General features: G+C 63.7%; 17 protein-coding genes. 10 read left to right on the top strand and 7 right to left on the bottom strand.

Going from position 1 to position 20701, the window contains the following annotated elements; translation table 11 throughout:
• The 5 genes from Mgrana_RS05300 to Mgrana_RS05280 all read left to right on the top strand — a co-directional run.
• On the top strand, nucleotides 1–586 hold a 586-nt coding region (locus tag Mgrana_RS05300; protein ID WP_119356567.1), incomplete at its 5' end, for an FmdE family protein.
• A gap of 140 nt (nucleotides 587–726) precedes the next feature.
• A complete protein-coding gene (gene lepB / locus Mgrana_RS05295) occupies nucleotides 727–1548 on the top strand; it encodes a signal peptidase I (RefSeq protein WP_119356561.1) in 822 nt (273 codons plus the stop codon).
• Entirely contained in the window at nucleotides 1548–2336 is a 789-nt protein-coding gene (gene trpC / locus Mgrana_RS05290) for an indole-3-glycerol phosphate synthase TrpC (RefSeq protein ID WP_119356560.1), read from the top strand. The genes lepB and trpC overlap by 1 nt, the downstream gene beginning before the upstream one ends.
• Nucleotides 2337–2464: 128 nt before the next feature.
• Complete coding sequence (locus Mgrana_RS05285; RefSeq protein ID WP_240631260.1) at nucleotides 2465–5653, top strand: ATP-binding protein; 3189 nt, start codon at nucleotides 2465–2467, stop codon at nucleotides 5651–5653.
• 104 nt (nucleotides 5654–5757) lie between these two features.
• Nucleotides 5758–7263, top strand: a complete 1506-nt coding sequence (locus tag Mgrana_RS05280; protein WP_119356558.1) for a carboxypeptidase-like regulatory domain-containing protein — start codon at nucleotides 5758–5760, stop codon at nucleotides 7261–7263.
• Between the two features lie 42 nt (nucleotides 7264–7305).
• Here Mgrana_RS05280 and Mgrana_RS05275 read toward each other — a convergent pair whose 3' ends face one another.
• Nucleotides 7306–7911, bottom strand: coding sequence for a superoxide dismutase (locus Mgrana_RS05275; RefSeq protein ID WP_119356557.1), 606 nt, complete (start codon nucleotides 7909–7911; stop codon nucleotides 7306–7308).
• A 143-nt stretch (nucleotides 7912–8054) separates the two neighbouring features.
• Here Mgrana_RS05275 and Mgrana_RS05270 point away from each other — a divergent pair, with 143 nt between their 5' ends.
• The 5 genes from Mgrana_RS05270 (at nucleotide 8055) to Mgrana_RS05250 (ending at nucleotide 13923) form a co-directional block, all read left to right on the top strand.
• A complete protein-coding gene (locus Mgrana_RS05270) occupies nucleotides 8055–9017 on the top strand; it encodes an aromatic ring-hydroxylating oxygenase subunit alpha (protein ID WP_119356556.1) in 963 nt (320 codons plus the stop codon).
• Nucleotides 9018–9026: 9 nt separating this feature from the next.
• Entirely contained in the window at nucleotides 9027–10172 is a 1146-nt protein-coding gene (locus Mgrana_RS05265) for a BMP family ABC transporter substrate-binding protein (RefSeq protein WP_119356555.1), read from the top strand.
• 88 nt (nucleotides 10173–10260) lie between these two features.
• Nucleotides 10261–12021, top strand: coding sequence for an adenine deaminase (gene ade / locus Mgrana_RS05260; RefSeq protein WP_119356554.1), 1761 nt, complete (start codon nucleotides 10261–10263; stop codon nucleotides 12019–12021).
• A gap of 9 nt (nucleotides 12022–12030) precedes the next feature.
• Nucleotides 12031–13323 (top strand): guanine deaminase, encoded by a 1293-nt coding sequence (gene guaD, locus Mgrana_RS05255; protein ID WP_119356553.1) that lies wholly within the window; start codon nucleotides 12031–12033, stop codon nucleotides 13321–13323.
• A 36-nt stretch (nucleotides 13324–13359) separates the two neighbouring features.
• On the top strand, nucleotides 13360–13923 hold the full coding sequence (locus Mgrana_RS05250; RefSeq protein ID WP_119356552.1) for an NUDIX hydrolase: 564 nt from the start codon (nucleotides 13360–13362) through the stop codon (nucleotides 13921–13923).
• 7 nt (nucleotides 13924–13930) lie between these two features.
• Here Mgrana_RS05250 and Mgrana_RS05245 read toward each other — a convergent pair whose 3' ends face one another.
• The 6 genes from Mgrana_RS05245 to Mgrana_RS05220 are packed head-to-tail and all read right to left on the bottom strand — an operon-like array spanning nucleotide 13931 to nucleotide 20615.
• Nucleotides 13931–14560, bottom strand: coding sequence for a hypothetical protein (locus Mgrana_RS05245; protein WP_119356551.1), 630 nt, complete (start codon nucleotides 14558–14560; stop codon nucleotides 13931–13933).
• 51 nt (nucleotides 14561–14611) lie between these two features.
• Nucleotides 14612–15442, bottom strand: coding sequence for a universal stress protein (locus Mgrana_RS05240; RefSeq protein ID WP_119356550.1), 831 nt, complete (start codon nucleotides 15440–15442; stop codon nucleotides 14612–14614).
• A gap of 12 nt (nucleotides 15443–15454) precedes the next feature.
• The gene (locus tag Mgrana_RS05235) at nucleotides 15455–15880 is read right to left on the bottom strand and encodes an EamA family transporter (protein WP_119356549.1); all 426 of its coding nucleotides are present in this window, start codon (nucleotides 15878–15880) and stop codon (nucleotides 15455–15457) included.
• On the bottom strand, nucleotides 15881–16516 hold the full coding sequence (locus Mgrana_RS05230; protein WP_119356548.1) for a QcrA and Rieske domain-containing protein: 636 nt from the start codon (nucleotides 16514–16516) through the stop codon (nucleotides 15881–15883).
• Complete coding sequence (locus Mgrana_RS05225; protein ID WP_119356547.1) at nucleotides 16500–18794, bottom strand: glycoside hydrolase family 15 protein; 2295 nt, start codon at nucleotides 18792–18794, stop codon at nucleotides 16500–16502. The genes Mgrana_RS05230 and Mgrana_RS05225 overlap by 17 nt, the downstream gene beginning before the upstream one ends.
• 15 nt (nucleotides 18795–18809) lie before the next feature.
• Complete coding sequence (locus Mgrana_RS05220) at nucleotides 18810–20615, bottom strand: APC family permease (protein WP_119356546.1); 1806 nt, start codon at nucleotides 20613–20615, stop codon at nucleotides 18810–18812.
• Nucleotides 20616–20701 lie beyond the last annotated feature (86 nt).

Below are 20701 nucleotides of genomic sequence, written 5' to 3'. Positions count from 1 at the left end.
AGCCGAACTTCTGAGGCGAAGCTCAGAGCTGCACCGTCACCTCTGCCCTCGCCAGGTGCTGGGGGTGCGGATGGGGGTATGGGCGGGGGAGCTGCTGGGGCTGGAACTGCCCCAGAAGGGTAAACGCCTGCTGGTGGTGGTGGAGACCGATGGTTGCTTTGCCGATGGGGTCTCGGTGGCCACAGGATGTTGGCTGGGGCGGCGTACTATGCGCTTGCTGGACTACGGACGGGTGGCCGCGACCTTCGTTGATACCCAAAGCCTGCGGGGGATGCGGCTGGCCCCCCGGCCTGGCCTGCGGGAACAGGTGCAGCAGGGGCGGAGGCTGGGACAGCGGCGGTGGGATGCCTATATGGAGGCCTACCAGGAGCTTTCGGCGGACGAGCTGTTTAGGCTGGAGTGGGAGCGTTCCTTGGACTGGGTGGGTGAGCTGGTGGGCAAGCCCAGTCAACGGGCGGTGTGCGCGGGGTGTGGGGAGGAGGTGCTGAATGGCAGGGAGGTTCGTGGGGAGGGGCTAGTCCTGTGCCGGGCTTGTGCAGGTGTCCCCCCCTACCAACCCGCCGGGAGGCCGCCTGGAGTTCAATAATCCCTGGGGCGTTGGTTCTAGCAAAGCCCGCTCGAGCCCCTGTAGGGCTGCTTCAGCCCTGGTTCACCCGGGGGCTTTAGCTTGCAGGGGCCCGGCTTGCCTGTATGCTATAGGGCGGGCAAGATCAAGGACCCAACGACATGCGTAACTTCTGGGATTATCTCTTTCGTGAATGGTTCCGCCAGGTGGGCGAGGCGCTGCTGCTGGCCTTTTTGGTGACCACCTTCCTTTTTACCACGGTGGGCGTGGTGGGCAACAGCATGAACCCGCTCAACGGCAACCCCCTGCCCCAGGGGGCGCTCTCGCTGCAAAACGGGGAACGGGTGTTCGTCCCCAAATATGAGACCTGGCTGGTGCGCTTTGGGCTGATGCACTGGAAGCGGGGAGAGGTCGCGATTGTGAAGCCTCCGGAGGGCACCCCCAACTCGGTGGCGCAGTTTCCCTTCCTTGGCTTTCCATTCCGGGCCTTCTTCATCAAGCGCATCATCGGGATCCCTGGGGATACCGTGAGCATCAAGGACGGGGTGGTCAACATCAACGGCAAGCCGCTCAACGAGGTGCACATCAACCAGTTCATCACCCCCTATCCTGAAAACTATCCGGTGACCTGCTACCAAAATGGCAAGCTGACCGCCCTCATCACCCAGCAACAGACCCGCTTTAGCCCGGGCGACCTGCCGCCGTATCTGAAGCCCACCCTCGAGATGCTGGTTCCCCCTACCCAGGAGGAACTGGACAAATCCAACGCGGGGGAGGTTTGTTTCAACGCCGCCCTCAAGCTCAAGCCGGGGTACTACTTCGTGATGGGGGATAACCGCACCTTCGGGGGCTCGGAGGATTCGCGTACCTTTGGCCCCATTCCCGAGACTTCCATCGCGGGCCGGGCCAGCGCGGTATGGTGGCCCCTGAACAAAATTCGCGCCCTGCCTATTCCGGAAGGGTTCCGGGAGTTGTCCAACTGATGCGCCTCGAGCCCGATCTGTCCCGGGTCCCCGGTGTGTTGGGGGAGATCTCGCGTAGGCGTTGGGCGGAGGTGGTGGATCTCGAGCCGCCTTCCTTTCCCCCTACCTCCCAGCCCCGGCCCTCGTTGCTGGAGGCCCTTCAGGCCCCAGGGCTCTCCCTCATCGCTGAGGTCAAGCGCAAGAGTCCCTCCCAGGGAGACATCGCCCAACTCGACCCCGCCCAGGTGGCCCAGGCCTACGCCAAGGGGGGGGCCAGGGCCATCAGCGTGCTCACCGAACCGCACTATTTTGCTGGCAGCAACGCGGACCTTTTGGCGGTGCGCCAAGCGGTAGGGCTGCCGATCCTGCGCAAAGACTTCACGGTTCACCCCCGACAGCTCGAGGAGGCCAGGGCCCTGGGGGCCTCGGCGGTGCTCCTGATCGTGGCGGTGCTGGGTGAGCTGACCGGCGCGTACCTCGAGCTGGCGCAGCAACAGGGGTTGGATGCACTGGTTGAGGTGCACGACGAGGCCGAGCTGGAGGTGGCCCTCTCGAGCCGGGCCCAGATCCTGGGCATCAACAACCGCAACCTGGTAGACCTGAAGATTGACCGCACCACCGCGCCTCGGCTGGGGCGGCTGGCCCGGGAGCGGGGGTTTGGTGGGGCTTTGGTCGCGGAGTCGGGGTACAGCCACCCTGCCGAACTAGAAGAGCTGCACAGCCTGTTTGATGCGGTGCTGATTGGGACCAGCCTGGCCCGCAGCCAAGATTGGCAAGCGGCCGTTCAAAAGCTGACCTTCCGGAGCTAAAGCCGGAGTAAACTGCAGATGCGCAGCGGGGCTGCTGGGGCTTTTTTGCGCCGCTTCTGGGTGAGGCTCGCTTGGATCTTTATCTGAGTCTGCTCGGTCCTCCGCAGTTGTTCGAAAACGGGAGGCTGGTGAGGGCCTTGCCCCGCAAGGCCGCGGTAATTGCGGCCTACTTGGCTGTACACAAAACCCGGGTGGAGCGCATCGTGTTGGCTGACCTGCTGTGGGAGGGCAGCGAGGAGACAGTGCGGCGCAACCTGCGCCAGGAGCTGTTCCGGCTCAAGGGAACGCCCTGGGAGCAGGTGATTGTGCAAGGGCCCCAGTACCTCGAGCTCGGGGACGTGGAAACGGACCTCGAGCACTTCCTGTCCTACCTGGCTCGGGGGAACTGGATGGAAGCGGTGTCCCTGTGGCGCGGGGGTTTTTTGGCCGGATTAGACCCCAAGGGCTCAGAGAACCTCTGGGACTGGTTGCTCCCCGAACGCGAACGCTGGGAACGGCTTCACCATGAGGCCATGCTGGGTCAGGCGCGGCATCTCGAGGCTGCCGGAGCCTACTCGGAAGCCCTAGCGGTGTACCGCGAGCTGTTGGCGCAAGATCCCTTGCAGGAGGCTGAACAAGGTGCGGTGTTGCGGTTGCTGGCCCTGATGGGAGACCACAGCGGAGCCCTGCGGCATTACGAGGAATACCGGCAGCTCCTGGCGGAGCAGTTGGGGTTGGAGCCTAGTCCTGAGATCGCGGCGCTCTATGCCCAGCTGCGAACCGGGGGGCTGCCCCGGACGGGGGTTTCCATCCCGCGCACCTTGGCTGAGCCGCCCTTGGTGGGGCGGGCCGCGGATTGGGCCTGGCTCGAGGCCCACTGGGGACGGGGGCTGCTGCTCCTAAGCGGGGAGCCAGGGGTGGGCAAAAGCCGTCTGGTGCTGGAGTTTGCCCGGCGCAAGGGCGAGATGCTGCGGGTGCTTCAGCGCGAGAGCAACCTGGACTTAGGGTTCGGGGGGCTTTTGGAGGTGCTGCGCCAAGCCTTCGAGATCGGAAAGCTCCCCGGTAACCTCGAGGCCACCTGGCTCGAAGAGCTGTCTCAGGTGTTGCCGGAACTGGGGCTACCCCCTGCTCAGCCCAGTAAGGCCCGGTTGTTTGAGGCCCTAGCCCGGGCGCTGCAGAGTTTGGTCCGCCCGGGCGGGGTGGTGATATGGGAGGATCTGCAGTGGTTGGACTGGGCCAGCCTGGAGTTTTTGCTCTACCTGACCCGGCGAAGTGTGGCCTTGGGATTGTTCCTGCTGGGAACCGCTCGCCCTGAGCTGAATGCCCCGAACACCCCCTTGCAAACCGCTCTGCGGGAGCTACGCAGCGAGGCTCGCCTCTATGAGCGCAGCCTGGAGCCCTTGGATGAAGGGGCCCTGCTCGAGCTCTTGCGGGCCATGTCGGGGCAGAGCAAAGGAGCCGAGCGCTTTGCCCGGAGACTGTACCAAGCCACCGAGGGCAATGCCTTTCATGTGCTGGAGACGGTGCGCTTTCTCTTCGATCAGGGGCTTTTGCGAGTGGAGGGGCAGGAGTGGCGCACCCCCTTCGACGAGTTTACCGCTGACTACCGTGAGTTGCCCCTCCCCCCCAGCGTGCGCGAGGCCCTCTTGGGCCGCATCAGCCGCCTGGGAGAGGGGGCGGTGGCCCTGATGGGGGCGGTGGCCCTGGCCGATTTTCCCCTGCCCTCCGATGTGGCCGTGGGTCTCCTGCCCCGGCTGGGGGCGGGAATCAGCGACCTCGAGGCCCTGTGGCTGGGGGGATTTTTGCGCCAAGATCCCGCCGGATATAGCCTAAGGCATGAACTGATGCGCCAGGCGGTGCTTTCCGAGCTATCGGAATCTCGGCAGCAGTGGCTGCACCGGGCCTTGGCCGAGGCCCTGCGCGATACAGGCGGGGAGCCCTGGTTGCTGGCCCAGCACCTCGAGGCCTCGGGTCAAAGGAGCGAGGCCTATCAGGCCTATTTGGTGGCAGCCCGCAGTTTGCGCCGGGGGCCGTTGGCCCGGCAAGCCCTGGAGTACTACGCCCGGGCCCGGGCCCTGTGCCCTCCGATGGAGGCCCCTGCCGAGCGCTTTCGTACCCTGATCGAGTCGGCTGAGGCCCGGGTCAGCTTAGGGCAGTTGGTGATTCCTGAGCGGGCTGAGCTGACCCGATTGGCCGCCGAGCTGGGCATTCATGAGCAATACCGCCTGAGCCTTCTGGAGGCCGAGATTACCGTGGCCTCGGGCAATGTGCGGCGGGGGATCGAAGCCGCCCGGGAGGCCATGCGCCTGGCCCAGACCCCTTGGCAGCGAGGCCATGCCCTGTTCCGGTTGGCCTGGCTGGAATACCGGGGGGGGGACCCCAACGCCCAGCTCGAGCCCCTGCTGGAGAGCATTGCCGCCTTTCACGATATCGGGGATGCCGATATGGAGGCCCGGGCACTGCGCAACCTTTCGGGGTACTGGTTCCGCCTGGGCGACCTAGAGCGCTTCGAGAACGCCTATGGTCAAGCCTGGGCCCTGGCGGTAGACCTCGAGGATGGAATGTTGCTGCGTCGCCTCAAAGCCGACAAGGCCCTAGTGGACCTGGTCAAGGGCGAGTACCTGCCAGCCCTAGCTACCGCCCAAGCCCTCTACGCCGAGGCCAGAGAGCGGGGGGATTGGTGGGCCATCTGGGATTCCTTGCAGCTGTTGCTGCTGGGGGCGGCGGTGTTTGGCCTCGAGCCCAGCCTGGAGGCCACCGTTCGGGGAGCCCTGCTCGAGGCCGAAGGGATTGAAGCTCGGCGGGATCTGGCCCTGCTGCGCCTGGACCTGGGGATGGCCCTGCTGACCGAGGGTCGCCTGGAAGAGGCGGAGGGCGAGCTGAACGCCGCCCTGGAAGAGTTCGACCGCATCGGTGAGCGGGCCATGCTGGGGCACAGCCTGTTCTTTTTGGGCTTCATTGGGCTCGAGCGGAACCACCCCCAGGAGGCCCAGCGCTTGATCAGAAAGGCCGCGGGGATTTGGGAGGACCGCAAGGAGTATCGCCATCAGGCTCGAGCCCTGGCCGGGTTAAGCCTGGCCCTGTTGCGCGGAGGAGAGCCAGAGGCGGCCCAGCGGGCCTCGGCGGAGGCCTATGCCCTGCGGGCCGAATGGGCCAAGGGGCTCTATGACCTGCCCCTGGTGCTCTATGCTCGAGCCCGGACCCTAGGGGAAGAGGCTGGAGCGGAATTCCTCCGGGCACTCCAGGCTCTGCTGCGGGAGTCAAGTGCGGCCCTGCCTGCAGAACTCGGCACCCGCCTCTTGCAAAACCGTCTGGTAGCCTGGGTGCTCAGCCGGTAGCCCGAGACCCATAACCCCGCCATAACGGGGGTATAACGCCGGCTTTGCTAACTTGCGGCTGGCTCGAGGAAGGCAGAGCTTCCAAAAGTGAGCTGGAGGAGCATATGGCGTATTTGACCCGGGTTTTGGTCATGGGTTTGATCTTGGCCTTAGCGGCCTGCGGGGGCGGTGGGGGGCCTAAGCTTACGGTAAGTCCCAAAACCGCCACCTTTACGGCTGGAGGGGCAGCGCAAAGCTTCATCGCGACCCTCTCGGGGGTGTCGGGATCCCCCACCATCAGCTGGGCCATCAGCCCCAGCACTGGCAGCTTGAGCGCCACGACCGGAGCTACGGTTTCTTACACCCCCCCGGCTTCGTTGACCAGCCCCACTACGGTCACGCTTACCGCAACCGCTGGAACGCTGAGCGACAGCGCCACCCTTACCATTAACCCACCCCCCACCATCACCATCAATGGCACCGTGCTGGACAGCTCGGATGTTCCGGTCTCGGGGGCCAATGTGCTGCTCAATGGAGCCAACCTCAAGACCACCGGTGCGGATGGCTCTTTTTCCTATACCGGGGTGACCGTGCCGTACACCCTCACGGTTAAGATTGGGACGGATGTGCTCGAGTACCGCGGCCTGACCCGCGCCACGCTCAAGATTGGCGGAAGACCGGTTCAATCCGCCAGTATCGCCGGCAAGATCACCGGGCCGAGTTACCCCCTCCCTGCGGGCGAAACCATTCTGGTCTCGGGAACCAACGGGGTGTTCACCGCATCGCCCATATCCGCCAGTGACACCACCGGCAACTACAGCGGCGGCTTGGGGTGGTTTGGCTCTGCCAGCCAAACCACCGATCTGGTCGCGCTCAAGCTCAAGACCAGCGGCAGCAGCATCACCGCCTATGATTTCCTGGGGAAACGCACTGGGGTCAGCCTCAATGCCGGGGTAGGCCAGACCGGGTTGGATATCGCCCTGGGCTCCGATCCCGTACCCAGTGTGGATACCACCTTTTCCTATACGGGGGGTGCTTATACCACTGGGCTGGCCGGTAGCCTATCGGCGATCAAGGCTGGGGGAGCGGTTTTCAGCCTTGGTCTGGGGGGCCTGCCGGTAGCCAGCGGAACCTCTATCAAACTACCCAGCGAGGGAGGAACGGTGTGGGCGAGTGGGGGCGATGCCTCAGGGAATCAGGCCGTCAAGATCGCCGCTGCGAACCTCAGCGGTCCCACCACCCTCAACTTGCCGACCACCACCGTACTGAAGAACAGCCTGCCCGCCGATGGGGCCACCGGGGTGAGCAAGCGCCCCACCCTCTCCTGGACGCCGGTGTCCGAGGCCAGCCTCTACTATGTGCGCCTCACCGGCCCTGGGATCAACTTCCTGTTTGTGTTGCCGGCCAGCGCCGGGGCTAGCTTCCAGCTTCCCGACTACAGCGCCATTGGCATGAGCTTAGCGGACGGTACGGCCTACAGCTGGAGGGTGCTCTCGGTGAAGAGCAGCGTGTTCAACTCGCCGGATGACCTCCCCGCGAACGAGATTCTGAGCTTGTATGTCCCGCTGCTCACCGGTGCCTCCGCCGATCTATTTATTAGCAAGGACACCTCCTTTACCACCGCCCCATAACATGAAAGGAGGGGCCAGAAGGCCCCTCCCGCTTTACCGGGGTTAGAACCGCTGGCCCACCTTGTCCCAGTTGATTACGTCCCAGATCGCCGCCAAGTAGTCCGGGCGGCGGTTCTGGTATTTGAGGTAGTAGGCGTGCTCCCACACATCAATTCCCAACAGGGGGGTATCCCCCTCCATCAGCGGGGAATCCTGGTTGGCGGTGCTGTATATCTTGAGCCCGCCGCTCTTATCCTTGACCAGCCAGGCCCATCCGGAGCCGAAGCGGGTGGTTCCGGCTTGGGTCATCTGCTTCTTGAACTCGTCGAAGCTGCCAAAGGTGGTGTTGATGGCCTCGGCCAGCCTGCCGGTAGGCGTTTTGGAGCCACCGGGGGTGAGGATGTCCCAGAGCAGGGTGTGGTTGTGATGCCCACCGCCGTTGTTGCGCACCGCGGTACGGATGGCCTCGGGCACCTGATTGATCTTTTGGAGCAGCTCTTCCAGGCTCCAACCCTGCACCTCGGGGGCCTTCTCCAGAGCCGCGTTGAGGTTGTTTACGTAGGCGGCGTGGTGCTTGTCGTGGTGAATCTCCATGGTTTGAGCGTCAATGCTGGGCTCGAGGGCCGCCTTGTCGTAGCCAAGATCGGGTAGTTTGAACGGATAACTCATAGGCTCACCTCCAGGGGCTACTGTATTGCCCAAATGGATGGGAAGATGTGAGGTAGGTGCGATTTCCCACGGTTTGGGATAGACGCGCGCGGTGGAACCTGCAAGAATACCTCTGGTGGGCCAAAGCGGAGCCCTGGTGTGCTATGAGCGAGATCTTGCGCCAACATTGGCTTCCTCTGGCCCTGGCGGCTGAGGTGCGGACCAAGGGTTTATATCCGGTGCGATTGTTGGGGGAAGAGGCTGTGTTGGTGGGCCTCGAGAGCGGTATTGAGCTCTGGCAAGACCTCTGCATTCACCGCGGAACCAAGCTCTCTCTGGGGCGGCTCGAGCGGGAGCAGGTGATCTGCCCCTATCACGGCTGGGTTTACGAGAGGGGGGGGCGGTGCGTGCGTTTTCCTGCCCACGCTCAGCAGACCCCCCCAGCCAAAGCCACAGCCCGGGTATATGCCGCCCGCGAGCAATACGGGATGGTCTGGGGGGCGCTGGAGCCCCCGGTAGCCGATATCCCTCCCTTCTACGAGTGGGGTCAGCCGGGCTTCAAGACGGTGATGTGTGGGCCCTACGCTTTCCGGGCTAGTGCCCCTCGAGTGGTTGAGAACTTCCTCGATGTGGCCCATTTTCCCTTTGTGCACGAGGGGCTTTTGGGCGATCAGGCCCACCCTGAGATCCCCGACTACGAGGTCGAGGAAAAGGAAGGGCGCATCCGGGCTAAGGATATCCGGGTATACCAGCCTAACCCTGATGGAACCGGGGTGGGGCGCTATGTGAGCTACACCTATGAGGTCTTGGCCCCACTCTCGGCCTACTTCACCAAGCGGGACGAAAGCGGGCGGGTTTTCTCGATCTTCATGAGCGTGACCCCGGTCTCGGAACTGGAATCGCTCGGCTGGTTTTATGTGGCCATGAACTATGGCGACCAGAGCCCCGAGGAGATTCGGGCCTTCCAAGACCGGGTGGCCATGCAGGATGTGCCCATTGTGGAATCCCAGCGGCCCGAGCGGCTGCCGCTTGACCTTCAGGCTGAACTGCACCTAAGGTCAGACCGGGTGGCGATTGCCTACCGCAGCCTGCTGCGGAGGCTGGGGGTGGGGTTTGGTACCGCGTAGGAGGAGAGGATGAAGAAAGCACTGGCAGCACTTACCCTGTTGGCCTTGGGCGGTTTGGGTTTTGCTCAAGGGGATAAGCTCAAAGCCTGTTTTATCTATGTGGGGCCGGTAGGGGATTTCGGCTGGACCCATGCCCACGATGTGGCCCGCAAGGCTACCGAGAAAGCCCTGCCTTGGCTCGAGACCAAATATGTGGAGTCGGTGCCGGAGGCCCAGGTTGAGCCGGTGGTGGATAAGCTGGTGCAGGAGGGCTGCAAGGTGATCTTCGCCACCAGCTTCGGCTACATGGACGGGATCGTCAACTCGGCCAAGAAGTACCCCAATGTGCTCTTTGGCCACGCTACCGGCTACAAGCGGGCCTCCAACCTGATGACCTATGAGGCCGATTTCACCGAGTTGTACTACCTCAATGGGCTCATCGCTGGCGCCCTCTCCAAGAGTGGGAAGGGCGGGTATGTAGCGGCTTTCCCGATCCCCGAGGTTAAGCGGCACATCGGGGCCTTTGCCCTGGGAATGCGGGAGATTAACCCCAAGGCCACCGTGCAGGTTAACTGGATCAATAGCTGGTTTGACCCGGCCAAAGCCACCGAGGCCACCAATGCCCTGATCGCCCAGGGGAACGATGTCTTCGCCTTCACCGAGGACAGCCCTGCGACCATTCAGGCTGCGGCTAAAAAGGGCTTGCCGGCCTTTGGGCACTACACCCCCATGAAAAATGTCTCCCCCAAGACGGTTCCCTCCGGGCAGATCGTGCACTGGGAGAAGATTTACATTGACTTCCTGACCAAAGTTCACAACGGCACCTATACCAACAAGAACCTGGAAAACGTGGACTATTGGTGGATGCTCAAGGAGGGTGCGGTCGAGCTGGGCAGCGATTATGGCGAGCCGATCAACCCGCTGTTCATCCCCACCCTTAAGGCCCAGAAGGTCACCGATCGACTGACCGGCAAGCAGACCACGGTCTACGACCTGGTGATGTCGCGTCTGGCCCTGATGAAAGCCGGTAAATACACTCCCTATACCGGCCCCATGAAAGACCGCAACGGCGTCGAGCGGATCCCGGCAGGGAAATCGTATGGCCCCAAAGAGCTGGCGGGCCTCGAGTGGGCCGCGCCGGGGGTGGTCGGGGAATGGCCGAACGAGCCTAAGTAGGGCAGGCCGCAAGCGGGCTCAGGGGGCGCAGCGCTGCGCCCCCTTTTTTGACCTCAGCCTCAGGCCAATGCGGTAAAATCCCCCAAATATGCCCAAGCCACCCAGCCTAGAGAGCCTGCAATTCGCTGTAGATGCCGCGATGGGGCGCACGCCGGGAACCCTGCTGCTCAAAAACGCCCGGCTGGTTAACGTGTTCACCCTCGAGCTGCAAGAGACCCATGTTTTGTTGGCGGGTTCGTTGATTGCGGCGGTGGGGGCGGAGTATGCAGAGGCTCGAGCCGATGCGGTCTTGGACTTGAACGGGGCCTACCTGGCGCCGGGGCTTATTGATGGCCACCTGCACCTTGAGAGCTCGATGGTCACCCCAGCTGAATATGCCCGGGCGGTGGTTCCGCGGGGGGTAACCGGCCTGGTGGCCGACCCTCACGAGATCGGTAACGCAGCCGGGGTTCCGGGGATCCGCTGGATGATCGAGGCCAGCCAGGATTTGCCGCTGGAGGTGTGGTTTTGTGTGCCCAGTTCGGTGCCCAGCACCCGGCTCGAGACCAGCGGCGCGGAGCTGGGGTTGAAGGAGATGGATGACCTGCTGCAACACCCCGATGTGGTGGGCGTGGCTGAGCTGATGAGCTTTCCGGACATCCTGGCGGCCTCGGCTCCTGAGCTGAGCAAGGTGCTGTTGGCCGAAAAACACCGCAAATCTCCCGAGGGCCATGCGCCAACCCTGATCGGCCCCCCCTTGCAGGCCTATCTGGCCAGTGGGATCGCTTCCGATCACGAGAGCACCACCCTCCAAGAGGGGAGGGCCAAGCTCGAAGGGGGGGCGTTCTTAATGGTGCGCGAGGGCTCCACCACGCGGAACCTGGCGGCTTTGGTCTCGCTGCTCGAGACCAAGCATGCCGACCGCATCGGCCTGGTCACCGACGATCGCCTGCCTTCGGATTTGCTGCGCGAGGGCGGGGTGGATTTCTTGGTGCGCAAAGCCATTGCCCTAGGGGCCGACCCGCTTTATGCGATCCGAGCGGCCAGCTGGAATACCGCCCGGCATTACCGCCTGACCCGCCGGGGAGCGGTGGCGCCGGGGTATCAGGCTGACCTGGTGGTGCTGCAGGACTTGCAGGGGTTTCAGGCGACGGCGGTGTATCAGGCGGGCCGAAAGGTTGCAGCACAGGGGGAGCTTGTGGTGGAACTCCCGAGATGTACCCGCTCGGCGGCGGTCAGCGATACGGTTCGCTTGCCCGCCCTGACCGAAGAACACCTGCGAATTCCTGCCCCAACGGGCCAGGTGCGGGTGATACGGGCCATCCCCCATCAGGTTTTGACCGCGGAGGAGCGGCTCTACCCCACCGTGCGCGAGGGGGCGGTTGTGGCCGATCCGGCTCGAGACCTGGCCAAGCTGATCTGTCTCGAGCGCTACGGCAAAAACGGGCAGATGGGGAAGGGCTTGGTCACGGCTTTTGGCCTGCAAAAGGGCGCTTTGGCCTGTACGGTGGGGCACGACCACCATAACCTGATGGCGGTCGGGATCTCGGATGCCGACCTTCTGGTAGCGGCCAGGCGGTTGGAGGCCTTGGGCGGGGGAATGATCGCTGTGTTGGACGGCCAGGTGCTGGCCGAGCTGGCCCTGCCGATCGCGGGCCTGATCACCGATGAGCCGATGGCGGTGGTGGACGCCAAACTGCAAGCCCTGGAAGCGGCGGCCCGCCGCTTGGGCGTGAGCATCCCTGATCCCTACATGGTGCTCTCGTTTTTGGGCCTGGCCGTCATCCCCGAGCTGCGGCTGACCGATTTCGGCCTGGTGGATGTGCGGAAGGGCGAACGGGTGGGGCTCGAGGTGACCTCGGTAGAATGAAGGGCGGCAATGACCCTAATCCTCCGTGGTCTTATCGCACATACGCCGCACAATCCGTTTCATCGAGCTGAAGCGCTGGAGTCGTTCTCGGATGGGGCGATTGCCCTGCAGGAGGGCAAAATTGCCGCCGTTGGTCCTTACCCTCAGATCCACCGGCGTTTTCCTGGAGCCCAGCTACAGGACTGCCGCGATGGCCTCCTGCTTCCCGGCCTGATCGATACCCATGTTCATTACCCGCAAACCCGGGTCATCGGGGCGATGGGATATACCCTGTTGGATTGGTTGCAGCAGCGTACCCTGCCCCTCGAGGCCCGGCTTAGCGATAATCGCTTGGCCCGGGAGCTAGCTCGAGAGTTCGTGCGTCTGTTGCTGAGAAACGGCACCACCACCGCTTTGGTGTTCGGCTCTCACTTCCAGGGTGCGACCGCCAACCTCTTCGGCGCCGCGGAGGATGTGGGGCTGCGCCTTCTGGCTGGACAGGTCTGCTCTGACCGGATGCTCCGGCCCGAACTTCACACCACCCCTCAGCGCAGCTACGAAGAGCAGAAGATGCTGATTCAGCGTTTTCATAACCGGGGCAAGCTCAAGTATGCAGTGACCCCGAGGTTCTCGCTCTCGGCCTCAGAGGGGCTTTTGGAGGTGTGCCAGGCTCTGTTTGAAGAATACCCCGATGTGCACTTTACCAGCCACATCAACGAGAACCGCGAGGAGATTCGCGCGGTAGCGGAGTTGTTTCCCTGGAGCGCGAATTACCTCGAGACCTACGACCGCTTCGGCCTGATCGGCCCACGCTCGGTCCTGGCTCACAACGTTCACCCCACTGAGCCCGAACTGACCCGGTTGGCTGAGGCCCAGGCCGCGATTGCCCACTGCCCTTCCTCCAACGCCTTTATCGGCAGCGGGATCTTTCCGTTGAAGCGCCACCTACAGCATGGAATTCGCTTTGGCCTGGGTTCTGATGTGGGAGGGGGGACCGGGTTTAGTTTGCTCAAAGAGGGGTTATCGGCCTATATTGCCCAGCGCTATGCCGAGGATGGCTTCCCCCTCACCCCGGCGCATCTCCTGTATCTGGCCACTCGAGCCGGCGCCGAAATTCTCGGTTTGGACCGTGAGATTGGCGACCTGAGCCCAGGCAAGGCCGCCGATATCCTCTACCTTCGGCCTGAGCCGGAGAGCACTTTGGAGGTGCATTTCCGCCACCTGGACTCGGTGGAGCAGCTTTTGGGCTCGCTGTTCACCCTCCACGGGGAAGCCAGGGTGGAAAAGGTCTGGCTTGAGGGTCGGGAGGCGGTCTTGCGTTAGTCTGCCCCAAGGGGCCCAGCCCTGAGAGCATCCGTTATGGAATACGTTTACGCCTTGCCCGCACACCGTTTTCCGGGGTCAAGCCCACACCTGATCGAGCTCGAGCCGGCCCTGCTGCGGGCGATGAGCCTGGAAGGGGTGTTTCTGCCCCGTCCGCAGGCTGAGGAAGACCCTGCGTACCGTCAGATTATCCCCTATGGACTGGTTCGCCATGCCGAGCAGTTCTTTTTGATGCGTCGTACCAAAGGCGGGGGAGAGGCCCGGTTGCACCATCGCTACACCCTGGGGGTTGGCGGGCATATCAACCCCCAGGACGTGGGCGAAAACCCGGTTCTGGACGGTTTGCGAAGGGAGCTACTGGAGGAGGTCGGAATCGTTCGCTACCGGGCGGAGCCGGTGGGATTCATCCTCTTGGAGGACTCGCCGGTGAGCCGGGTTCATGCTGGAATTGTGTTCCTGGTGGAATCGGAGGACCAACCAAGGGTGATCGAGACCGAGAAGCTCGAGGGGCAGCTGGCCGACCTGGGCGCGATAAGGGAGGTGTATGCGGGGCTCGAGGCCTGGTCTCAGTTGGTTTTTGACTGGCTCACCCAGCAATAACCCGGCTCTAGCGAACGATAACGGGGATATTCTCGGTCACCGACTGGCCGGAATGGGGGTCATTGGGTTGCAGGCTGAGGGTGTAGGAGCCTGGGCTGGCGCCTTGGGGCACCTGGATGATGTAGTTCAGGCGATAAAAGGTGGTGATGGGCCGCTCGACCACCGTCACCCTTCCGCTGCGGGGCACAAAGTCAAAGCGGCGGCTGGCCGGTCCACACTGAAGCACCTCTTGGGCCTGCAAATCCACGTTCCAATTGGGGGGGAGCTGAAGGGGTCGGAGATAGAAATACAGCAGGAGCCGGCTAGTTTCATCCTCATTGAAGCTGCACCGGCGCTCATCCAGCAGGTCGTTCAAAATCCCGTCGGGTTGTTGGCTCCAGGTTGGTCCGGTCGTGTAACCGAGGTCATCCACGGTACGGGAGAGGATATTGCCCTGGCTGTCAAACACCGTGCGCAAAACCCAGTTGTGCTGGTCGTAGGTGCGGCTCGCATAGACGGTCTGCCCAGGGGCGGCGGTCACGGTGTCTTGGCCCAGCACAAAGGGCGCATACAGACCGCTCCCCAGCGGTGCGGGCACACAGGCACTCAAGGCTAAGGACACCAGGCCCCCGATGCTCCATTTCCAAACAGATTTCATAGCCCTTTGATTATGCGGCTTGCGGGGGTGAAGAAGGTGGGTTACCTGCTTCTACGGGCAGATCAGCAAGGCCCCTTTAGCCCCCTGCACCACCGCGTCCACCGTGTGGCCAAAGCGCAGCCCCAAAAAGTGCCCGTGTCCATGGGTGCCGATCACCAAAAGCTGATTGGACCCGGTGAGGGAAACCAGTACCTGATCCGGCTGGCCTTCTACGAGCTGGGCTGAGGCAAAGTCGGTGCCTAGCTCGTGGATCAAATCCTGGGCCTGTTGCAGGGTGGCCTCATCTACCTGCTCCTCCTCGCGAACCACCCATAGCCCCAGGGGCAGCTTCCAGGCTTGGGCCAGCCGGACAGCCACCTGCAGGGCGTCTGCCGCCCGTATCCCGCCGTCATAGGCCAGCACCACCTGCTGGGGTTCTGCCGGGGCCCCCACGGTGAGCCAGACCGGTACCGGGCTCTGGCGTACCCAGGTGTCTACCAGCGCCCGGAGCTTGGGGGTGCCGGCAGGCCGGGCCAGCACCATCAGATCGGCTTGGTGGGCTGCCTCGAGCACTTGCGCGGCGACCGCCCCCAAGACCAGCTGGGTGCGGTAGCGAACCCCGGCCTCTTGGCAGCGTTGCTCCAGGTGCTCGAGGCTTTCTTTGGCGCGTCCTTCGGCAATCTTGAGCAGATGGGCTTCGTTGGAAAGGCTGGGGCCTATGGGAGAGGTGGGCAGCCCATCCCCCAGGTCCATCAGCAGGGGCTCGCTTTGGTAAGGAGCGGGGTCGAACACGTTGAGGCCGTGGATGATGCCCCCATGTCGCTGTGCGATCAAGATGGCTTGATCGAGGGCCATCTGGGCACTTTCACCGCCGTTGTAGGGAACTAGAATTCGCTCAAACACACCTTTCCCCCTTCACCGCTTAAGCACCAACACCAACACCCCCAGGGTCACCAAGGCGATTCCCAGCCAATCGCGGGGGGTGGGGCGTTCACCCAAAAACACCATCGCCAACAGGGCTACCAACACCACGCTGAGCTTGTCAACGGGGGCTACCCGGTGGGCTTCCCCAAGCTGCAAGGCCCGGAAATAGGCCACCCAGGAAGCCCCCGTAGCCACAGCGGAGAGGGTCAGAAAGAGCCAGGCGGAAGCGGGCAGCGCCAGGGGATTGCTCCATTTGCCGTTGAGCCACACGAAAATCAGCAGCACCCAGAAGATCACAAAGGTGCGGATCAAGGTGGCCAGATCGGAGTCTATGCCGCGCAAGCCCAGCTTAGCGAGAATGGCGGTTAGGGCCGCAAACCCCGCTGAGAGCAGGCCCCATATGGCCCAACCTGGCATTCAGGTCTGCTCCCCGACCGGGCCTAAAAACGCTCCAGCCACCACGATCTGCGGCCCCTCGAGGCGGATGGGAAGCAGGGCTAGGGGCAGGGGTGCGGGGCCGCTCACCACCTTATCGTCTCGAGGGTTGTAGATAGAGCCGTGACAGGGACAGCGCATGAGCTGCGGACCGGCCTCCCAATCGCTCACGGTGCAGCCCAGGTGGGTGCAGATGGCAGAGTAGCAAACGATCCCACCCACCGCATGGGCCGCCACCTTGGGGTCATAGCTTTGGAGGGGTAGCTTCAGGACCAGCAGGGTGTTGTTGACGTTCTGGCTGCGGACTACCTTGGTTTGCGGGTCCATGGGGAAGGCCAGCCGAAAGGGCCCCCCCAGAGGCAGGTCGTCGGTCAGAATGGGTTGGTTGATCCGGGCTCCGGTGGCATAGACCAGCAGGTCTCCAACCTGAGGGGGTTCGTTTTCAGGGGTTTTGCTGCTCCGGGTGACCAGTCCGGCCCCTACATAGAGGGCCGATAGCGTGGCGGTGGCGGTGGCGGTGATGATGGCGGCTTGCAGCACCGCCCTTCGGGTCGGCATGGCCCGCTCATCGGCTTTTTTCATGGCCTCGAGCTGGGCTTTCTCATGGTCTTCCATCATTCTCACTCCTCTCTACTGCGTAATCCCGTCCCTCCCAGCCTCCAGGAAAATGCCGGGTGAACTGAAGCAAGCGGTGATTCTGCCAGAGCTCGGGTCCCAGGCGCACCCCGTACCGGCCCAGGCCCAGCTCAGCCGCCTTGAGCTCCTGCACCCCCTGCCAGCCATCAAAGCCCAGGCGCAGGGTAAAGGGCTGGGCCCCTTCGATGAGCAGGGTTTTGCCCTGGGGGATTGCAGGGTAAGGGGCGTCGCCCCGCCAGTGCAACACCTCAGGGGGACGGGGGGTTGGGTAGCGCTGGGCTACAGCCTCGAGCCACTCGCTGGGCCGGCCTCGCTGCGTTGCCAAGAACAGCTTCAGGTACTCGGCGTGGGCCCAGACCAGCGGCATGGCGCTGCCGGTAGGACGACCGGGAAACAGCCCCCGTTCGGGGATGGGGGCGGTGTCCCACACCTGTTCCGGCAGAAGCCCTCCTAGGCTGGCCGTATGGGCCATGGCCCAGAGGTAGGGAAAGGGGTCTTCTCCGGCCAGCAGGGCATAGTGCCCCCGCTCCCCGCTCAGCAGAGGCCAGGCCCGGCCTACCCCGACCCCATCAAAGGGACGGCCATCGTGGTGTTCGCCATAGCCGTCGTGATTGTAGCGATGATAGAAGGGTCCGCTGGGGGTCTCCACCCGCAGCATGGCCTCTACCAGCCGCAGGGTATCCCGGATGCGGGGGTCATGGGGGGAGCGTAGCCCCAGCCGCACCAGGTAGAGAAAATCCAGGCTGATGAGCTCCTCTACGGCCACGCTTTCACCCCGACGATTCTGTACCAGTACCCGGCCCCGGAGACTGGTTTCTCCAGGGGGATGCAGCCGCACGTAGTGGCCCTGTACCCCGTACTGCCGGTCTAGAGGGGTCCCCTCCACATAGGTCCATTCCTCGATCCGGGCGTTCCAGTCGTCGGCCAGCGAGCAGGCATAGCTTCGGTCGGGCTCATCTAGAAACGCGGCCCCAACCACCAGGGCGGCCACTTGCACCCCCAAGGTGTAGGGGTTGACACCGGCATTCTCCTCCCAGCGGTCTTGGGGGCTGTAGGGGCCATTCTGGGCGATAAAGCCGAGGGCCCGCCGTACCATGGTCCGGACCTCGGCCCGTTCAGGCAGGGCCCCCGCCTCGGCTAGCCGGGCCGCCATCAGCACCGGCAAAGCCACCTCGTCAAGCTGGATGCCCCTCCAATAAAGCCGTCCGTCGGGGTAGAAGTTCTGCGGCCAGCTTCCGTCTGGCTGTTGGGTGGCGATTAGGTATGAGAGCATCCGCCGCGCGTCGGTGGTCTGGCCCGCGGCCAGCAGGGCCAGCCCGGCCTCCACCGCATCCCGCGGCCAAACCAGGTGATAGCCCCCAGGGTCATCGTGGATCGAGCCCCAAGGGGTGGAGAGGCTGGCCACCACCGCACCGGGATAGGTGGTGTCTTCATGCACCTTGAGCACCATGGCTGAGGTCCGGGCCTGCCGGGTTAGCTCGAGGCTCTCCCCCTCGATCTGCAGTTGGTCTGCCCAGCGCCGCCAGCCCTCCAGATAGCGCGCCCTCAAGGAGGAGAAGCCCTCCGCCAGACTGGAGCGGGCCAGGGTGTGGGCTCCTGCAGGGGTGTGGGAAAAGCCCAGGGCCAGCACCCCCTCAGGGGCCCGCAGCTCTCCCATCAGGGCCACATTGCCCCCTTCCGCCCGGGTGAAGCCCCAGGTCATGGCCCCGTTTCGCTGAAAGTCCTGCCAACCGTCGGAAAAGCCCACAAACCCTGCGCTGGCCCGCTCGAACCCCGGCTCAGCCAGAAGGCACAAGGTCGCCCCGTCCTGCTGGGCATAGACCCCCGGCCCCTCTACCCAGGCGGTATTGCTCAGGCCACTGCTGCTCAGGTGGGGGGCCAACAGGGGATAGAGTCGAAAGCCTTCCCCCTCGAGCCGGTACCGCACCAGCACCACATCCCGGGCGGGATCGGCTAAAAATTCCAGCTCGAGGGTGTACCCCTCCCCTTGGTGCACCACCTGGGGCAGGGGGATCTCGGGAGCCGGGGTGGACAGGGTGTAGCGGCGCACCCGCTTGACCTCGTACCAGGCCCCTTCCCGGGCCACGATAAAGCCCAGGTCGCGGGTCTGGGGTTCACCGGTGGAGGGCCAGAAGACCTCGTTGAGGATGCCGTGCCCCAGTGTAAACCAGACCCGGCTGGTGCCGAGGGCCGTACCGACCAGATCTTTATCGCTCGAGGCCCAGGTGGGGGAGATTCCCGGTTGACCAAAAGCATTCATCGCAGCCCCTCCATCCTAACCCCCCACATGCACTACCGGGCGGCGGCTCGCGTCGGGTTCAGCCCGGCGCAGGATCTCGTGGGTCAGGGTGGGGATATCGCCCTCCCCCCAGAAGAGAAATCGCAGGGCTTGCTGAAAGGGGCTTTGATCTCCCCACTCCAGATACACATGGGGCCGGGTATTGGTTTGGTCGCGCAGGTACAGCAGGATGGCCGCGATGGCGTTGGGTACACTGGACGATTGGGTGCGTAAGACCCGGTAGGGCCCCACCCTGACCCCAGTCACCCGCACCTGACTGGAAAACTCCGAGGGGTCAAGCACGGTGATCTCCAGGAACAAGAGGGTGCCCTGTCCAGGCAGGTGGGCGTCGAGGTGCATCTCCTGCTCTTTGGCACTGTACTCAAAGATGCTGCCTCGCTCGCGGTGGTTGGCGATCAGGCGCAGCTCGCCCCAGCCCTGAGCGATAAAACGCTGGGCTTCTTCATCGAAATGGACTTCTGAAACCCGCAGCTCGAAGGCCCGGGAAGCCCTGGAGATGATGGACACCACCAGCGTGGCCATGATGAAGAGCAGCGCGATCCACAGCCCCGTAGAGCGCTCGAGGATGTTCATCACCCAGGTGTAGATGAACACCAAAGTGATGCCCCCAAAGCCCAGCGCGGTTATCCAGTCCCGGCGGTGCCACAGGGTGATCCAAACCGCGAAGGCGGCGGAGGTCATCAACGCCAGCACCCCGGTGGCATAGGCCGAACCCTGGGCGTCTACGCTGGCTTCAAAGAGCACCGTGACCACAAAGGCCACCCCGGTAAAAAACAGCACCAGGGGCCTAGGGATGCGCGTCCATTCGGGAGCCATGCCATAGCGGGGCAGGTAACGCGGCACCAAATTCAAAAGCCCCGCCATGGCGCTGGCCCCGGCAAACCACAGGATCAGGATGGTGCTGAGGTCATAAACCGTAGCCAGACCCGGCCCCAGATAGGTGTGGGCCAGATAGGCCAGGGCTCGGCCATTGGCTGCGCCCCCGGGTTGGAACTCCTGCGCTGGGATCAGCAGGGTGGTGACTAGGCTGCTGGCCAGCAGGAAAACACTCATGATTAGAGCGGCGCTCAAGAGCAGCTTGCGGGTGTTGCGTATCCGCCCCAGGGGCTCGGCTTCGGTATCTCCGGTAGCTCCTTGTACCTGAGGCATCACCGCCACTCCGGTCTCAAACCCTGAGAGCCCAAGGGCCAGCTTGGGAAACACCAAGGTGGCCGCTAGGGCAATCTCAGTGGCGCTGGGGTAGCGCAGCGCGATGGCCTGGCTCCAGTGCTGCCAGAGCTCCGGATGGGCGATGAGCTGGTATCCAGCCACCCCAATCACCAACATCGAAAGCCCCAGATACAGCACCACCAGGAGGACCGCTACCCCGATGGCTTCGCGGAAACCCAGCAGAAAGACCCCGCCCAAAAGGGCGATCAGGGCCAGGGTTAGGATCACCGGATGATTCAGCCAGGCTGGGGTCAGCGGGTTGGCGATCAGATGGGCGCTGGCATCCGCGGCCGAGAGGGTGATGGTGATCATGAAGTCGGTGGCGGCAAACCCCAGCAGCACCAACACCGTAAGCTTGGCATTCCAGCCCTTCAGCAGGCGCTCGAGCATCCCCACCGAGCCCTCCCCGTGTGGGCTTTCAGCGGCTACCCGCCAGTAGACCGGCAGGGCCCCCAGCAGGGTAAAGAGTACCAGGGCCAGCGTAGCCCAAGGGGAGAGCAATCCTGCCGCCAACGCAGCGATCCCCGGCTGATATCCCAGGGTCGAGAAGTAGTCCACCCCAGTCAGGCACATGACCTTGTACCAGGGCTGTAGCGCTGTATGGCTTTCCAACGGCGGAGCCAAAAGCCAGCTGCGAAGACGGGGACGCAAGGAGGAAC

Origin of the sequence: Meiothermus granaticius NBRC 107808 (genome assembly GCF_003574355.1) — a bacterium.
Lineage (GTDB): Bacteria > Deinococcota > Deinococci > Deinococcales > Thermaceae > Meiothermus > Meiothermus granaticius.
Note: the sequence above shows the minus strand (reverse complement) of the source record. Positions and strands in the feature narration are given on the sequence as shown.